Origin of the sequence: Flavobacterium chryseum, from assembly GCF_004362015.1 — a bacterium.
In the GTDB taxonomy this organism is placed as follows: Bacteria; Bacteroidota; Bacteroidia; order Flavobacteriales; family Flavobacteriaceae; genus Flavobacterium.
On the sequence record NZ_SNWW01000026.1, the window covers coordinates 1 to 4,836 of the forward strand.

Annotated in this window: 6 protein-coding genes; all 6 read right to left on the bottom strand. The window is 33.7% G+C overall.

Annotation, left to right across the window (positions count from 1 at the left end; all coding sequences use genetic code 11):
• Nucleotides 1-88: 88 nt before the first annotated feature.
• The 6 genes from EV143_RS21180 to EV143_RS21610 all read right to left on the bottom strand — a co-directional run bounded on the left by EV143_RS21180 (nt 89) and on the right by EV143_RS21610 (nt 4,695).
• On the bottom strand, nt 89-967 hold the full coding sequence (locus EV143_RS21180) for a recombinase RecT (RefSeq protein WP_127340090.1): 879 nt from the start codon (nt 965-967) through the stop codon (nt 89-91).
• Between the two features lie 229 nt (nt 968-1,196).
• Nucleotides 1,197-1,406: a hypothetical protein gene (locus EV143_RS21185; protein WP_127340089.1), complete on the bottom strand. Its 210-nt coding sequence runs from the start codon at nt 1,404-1,406 to the stop codon at nt 1,197-1,199.
• Nucleotides 1,406-3,496: an AAA family ATPase gene (locus EV143_RS21190; RefSeq protein WP_133509903.1), complete on the bottom strand. Its 2,091-nt coding sequence runs from the start codon at nt 3,494-3,496 to the stop codon at nt 1,406-1,408. The genes EV143_RS21185 and EV143_RS21190 overlap by 1 nt, the downstream gene beginning before the upstream one ends.
• A gap of 153 nt (nt 3,497-3,649) precedes the next feature.
• A complete protein-coding gene (locus tag EV143_RS21195; protein WP_127340087.1) occupies nt 3,650-4,171 on the bottom strand; it encodes a hypothetical protein in 522 nt (173 codons plus the stop codon).
• Nucleotides 4,172-4,173: 2 nt separating this feature from the next.
• A complete protein-coding gene (locus EV143_RS21200) occupies nt 4,174-4,395 on the bottom strand; it encodes a hypothetical protein (RefSeq protein ID WP_127340086.1) in 222 nt (73 codons plus the stop codon).
• 162 nt (nt 4,396-4,557) lie between these two features.
• Complete coding sequence (locus EV143_RS21610) at nt 4,558-4,695, bottom strand: hypothetical protein (RefSeq protein WP_166638202.1); 138 nt, start codon at nt 4,693-4,695, stop codon at nt 4,558-4,560.
• Between the last annotated feature and the right edge of the window lie 141 nt (nt 4,696-4,836).

Consider the following 4,836-nt stretch of genomic DNA (forward strand, 5'->3'; position numbering starts at 1 on the left):
ACACCACACTCAATAAGCAACGCTTCATTCTCTGTTTCAAGAATGTAAGCGTTGCCAATACTACCGGTTGAAATGACCTTTAATTTCATTAGAAATCGAGAGTATTACTTTGTACTTTATTTGAAGCATCAGAGACTTCAGTAATTGGAGGTTCTTCGGCGGGGATATCTAACACTTCAGCATCATCAACATCTGAAAAATCAAGATTTTGTTTGTTTGCCTTTTGTCTAACTTCGTGTTGTACGTTTTCGGATGTAACGTCTATTGAAGTTACATCATCCAACGGATCATATAGAACTGAATCATCAGAACTGCTAATCAATAACTTGCAAGCTCTATTTAAAACCGTTTTAACCGCCATCTGGTCAGCAAAGTTCTTATGAGCAGGTGAATTTCCTTTTGATCCTCCTTGTGCCCAAGATGCTTGAATCTGGGTGATACTCATTACTTCAACGTCAACTGATCCATCATTCAATTCAAATACAGCGTATGCTCCTTTTATTTTGTTTGAACCAACACTATCAAGCGTTTGTATGTGCTTAATTACTTTTCTTCGGCCAGTTGTTTGATCAACTTCGAATTCAAAAGTATCACCTTCGAAAATCGCATTTCCTTTGATCCATTTAAGATTTCCGTATCTCTTAGCAATTGCGATGTTCCCAGCGTATGAGATACTACATTCTAATTTTTCCCCGTACGGAATAAAATAACATTGTTTTTTAATCGGTGATACTCCGTAAACAACCATTTTAAGAAGAGCCTCCGCAATGGATGTTTTGTTGCATTTTTCCAAAATGTTATTTTTGGGATCGGAAAGAATAATGTAAGCAGATTTTAATGCATTTTCAGCGTTGTAACCTTTTGGCAAGGTAAGTTCTCCTGATGCTTGAAAAGATTCAATCTTACTTAATACTTGAACTGAAATATCTTTTTTTACATCTGCTACTTGTGTGTTTGGCGTACTCATTTTTATTTTATTTTAAGAGGTTTGAATTTTATTATTTTGTGTAGTGATCCCCTTGATACCATTGAATAAACAACAGTATAAGACATGTTTATAATGACAGATGCTGGTTTAATCTTCATCCCATAGTGATAAACCGATTTCTTTAATCGCGCTAATTCTATCAATTCATCACATGAGGTTATAACATCACCCTTTATGAAATTTTTTGAAATTTGTATATATTCATTCATTACATTTCTATTGTTAATTGATTGCTTTGAAGTTTTGGACACCTCACGATTTTTAAATCGAAAGCCTGTTCTTGAATTTCTTTTTTAGTATTTTGATTATGCGGACAATTGGCCGTACAGTCAAAACTTCCAATTTTAACTCCGACATTCTCTTTACAATTTTCAGTAAGGATCCCGTCGGAGTTTCTTTTGACTATATGGTCAGTCATTATGCTGATTTTAATGTTTCGTCTAATATTAGACCTCCATTATTTTTAACTTTATCAATGAATTTATAATAAGTATCTCTTTCTATTTTGTCTTCAGAAAAAGATAAATCCTCTAAAACTACCAATCTGATCATTTGGCTATCAGTCTGCATAATGTCATGGATAGATTCAGCACCATCAATAAAAATTGGGGCTGATACTTGGTAGAATTTTGAAAGGGTGGAAATGATGTCAATTCCAGCATTGATTTTTGATGCTGTATTAGCATCTGAGAATGGAACTCCGTTTACATAGATTTCGCAAGCAGGATTCTCACCACCGTTAACTTGATCTTCAAACATTTTGAATTTGACAATTTTGAATTTTGAATTAACATTGTCCTCAATGGCGGTCATTTTATCTTTTTCGAATCGCTCGATCAAGAATTGTGTTTTTTCAACACCGGCAATCTCCTGAGCCAGTTTGGTTTCCTCCTCTTTTAATGCGGTAATTCTATCGTTAACCAATTTAATCTGAGACTCGTTACGCAACTTAGTTTTGATATCGTCCATTTCTAAAACAAGATTGTTTCTGTCTGATTTTAGCTGTTCATCATCAACTTTAGGAACTTCCTGAATTGTTTTTGAAACTGTTTCAAGTTCCAATTTATTAGCCTTATAAACTTCATTAGCATCTAATAATTCGTTGTAGATTGCTGTTGCATCAACCGGAACATCATTAACATCGTTCGCACTTTCAGTTTTAATTCTGGTTTCTATTGTTGTGATTTCATATTCTAAATTTGAAATCACATTTTCGCCGTTTGTAACTTGTACTTTTAATCCAGATAACTCTGCTTCTAAATTCTCTTTTTGAGTTTTTAGCAATCCTCCTTGACGATTAATTTCGGTAAGTTTGTTACTTTTTTCAGTCTTAAAATTATTAGACATTTCAGTCTTTTTGGTTTCAATATCTGATTCCTCAAAATTTCGTTTACAAGTTGGGCAACAAAATGAATTGTCATCGAAAGAAAGTTCCTTAGCATTTTCAGTAACCCATTCCTCACGCTTATTTTGAATTGTGATATCTAGCGTAGATATATCAGATTCTTTCGCAGTAACCAATCCTTTTAACGTAACCAGACCATTTTTAGCAGTCAACAAATCACCTTGTTTAGTTTTTAAACTTGCGTTCAAAGCGTCCACAATAGAAGTATCTTTTTTGATTGAATTACTCGCTTTTGTCATTGTCTCAATTTCAATGTTTGAGATTTCAGATCTTAAGTTCGATGCCGATCTTTGAGCCGTTTCGTTAGCTTCAAGAACTGATTGTAATCCTTTAGATTTATCTTGGATGCTCACATCAATAGCAGATAATTGAGTCTCTTTTGCTGCAAGCACATTTTTAAGGGCTGTGAAATCGTAAGCTTCCGGTTTTGTTTTTGATACCTCATCAATTCGCGTTGGAATTTGTTTAAGATCATCTTTTGATTTTTTAACACTGGCTTTTATTTGTTTCAAATAATCTTCCATTGTTTTACCCTGGGTAAGGTTCGCAACCAATGCTTCATATTCCGGATTACCGGAAGCAATTTCTTCATTGGATAATTCCCCGGACATCTGCGTAAGGATCCCGCGGCGATCTTGCCACTTTAAAGAATTAAGAGCATAAGGATTTGTTATCAGTTTGAAAACTGTTTCATCAAGAATACCGTAAACTTTTTGCTGAAACTCTTTTTGCTGCATCGGAACATCATTCCAGTAATAAATCGTTTCATTTCCGGTATATTCTGCAATCTCCTCACCTCTTTTCTTTGTCCACTTCTCTTTGTAAATCTTTTTTAAAGTAACTGAATCACCATCCACTTGCAACATTCCTTCAACTTCATGGTCTTGGCGGTTAAGCGACGTATCAACTGTATTTTTGATGCTAAACTCTTTTTTTTCCTCTGCATTTTTTCCAAAAAGTAGCCATAAAAAGGCATCGTAAATTGTAGATTTTCCGGTACCATTCGCACCAAAAACATCTGTATTATGCTGAAAGTTCACTTTTAATTTAACGATTCCTTTAAAGTTGGTAAGGATCAAACCTTTGATTTCAATTGATTTCATTTTATTTATAATTAAATTATTTTTTTATGTTTTTTGTAATTATTAAGTAGCTCCAGATCTTCTTTAAAAGATTCTATCACAACCTTATCAATTAGATGTGGATTGTCAAGAAACTTTTTATAAAAATTATAAAGCCTCTGTTCGCGATCGAATTTAACGAGTGACATCGTTGAAGTTTTTTAGTTTTTCAGTTTTGAGACTTACAACGTAGTTTTGAAAGTCTTTGTAAAAGCCAACCTTAACCACATCTTTAAAATCCAAAGGATTGTGCCCGTATACCCAGATGACTGTATCATTCCGGTCCACGTACCAGCCCCTTTTTTTGTCAATGGAATAGATTCTATCATCAAAAGAAAGTGCCTGCATCTGGCCAATCATTAAGACCTTATGTTTTGAATCGGCAGCCATAACAAATTTCTTTTTTTGAGAGTATGCCATCGAACAAAACAGAAGTAACATTCCAATAGCTAATTTTTTAAAGGTTCGAATTGTCTCTTCAGAACATATGCGAACTGATCTCTCAATTACATGACCTCGATGATTTCTTCTCTCTGGAATAATATTTCCTTTTTCATCAATCAGTTCCAGAGTATGTAAACCTGATTCACGAACTGTTTTTACTTTTAAAATCAATCCTACTGGAGTTTTAAAAATTTGGTTTTTCTTAATTTCCATAACTAACATTCAAAAGGTGGATAATCGTGATTTTGATGATCTTCAAACATCTCATCAAATTGTGGTACCTGGAACTTCCAAGCTAACCCTAGGATATTTTCAGATTCCAAAGCATCTGAAATAGATTCATCAAATGCTTTTCGCAAGCATTTACCTAAAAGGTGTTTAGTTTTATCATTCGACAATGTTGTATTGCAGAATCTTTGTATTAAATTTGCATTCATAATAAATAGATTAAGGATTTCGAGGTCCGTGATTGAATTATTATAAAAAGCCACTCTGTCAAGTGGCTTTTATTTTTTAAGATATTCAGGCTTTTTTACCCGTTGACCACTTCCAATTAAATTTTTGTATTTTTCAATTTTCTGTGATCTTGTTTGTTTCGGTTATGGCTTAAGAGGCTTGCTCTCACTTGCTAACCCCTCAGCCATTCCCAGACTATTGAATATTTCATTAGCCTTTTCTAAATGCCCCCGCAGACATTTGTAAGTTTCCAGCGGAATTGTGATTGTTTCTAATGCCATCTGTTTATCTTTTTATAAATCCAGTTTATTACGTTAATAATTCCAAGTGCAATAAGTAGAAGTATGAAAAAGAAAATCATATCTTCTATAGATAAAATCTTAGACATTGGTCAACTCTTCTTTTGGTAAACCAGTGTGCTT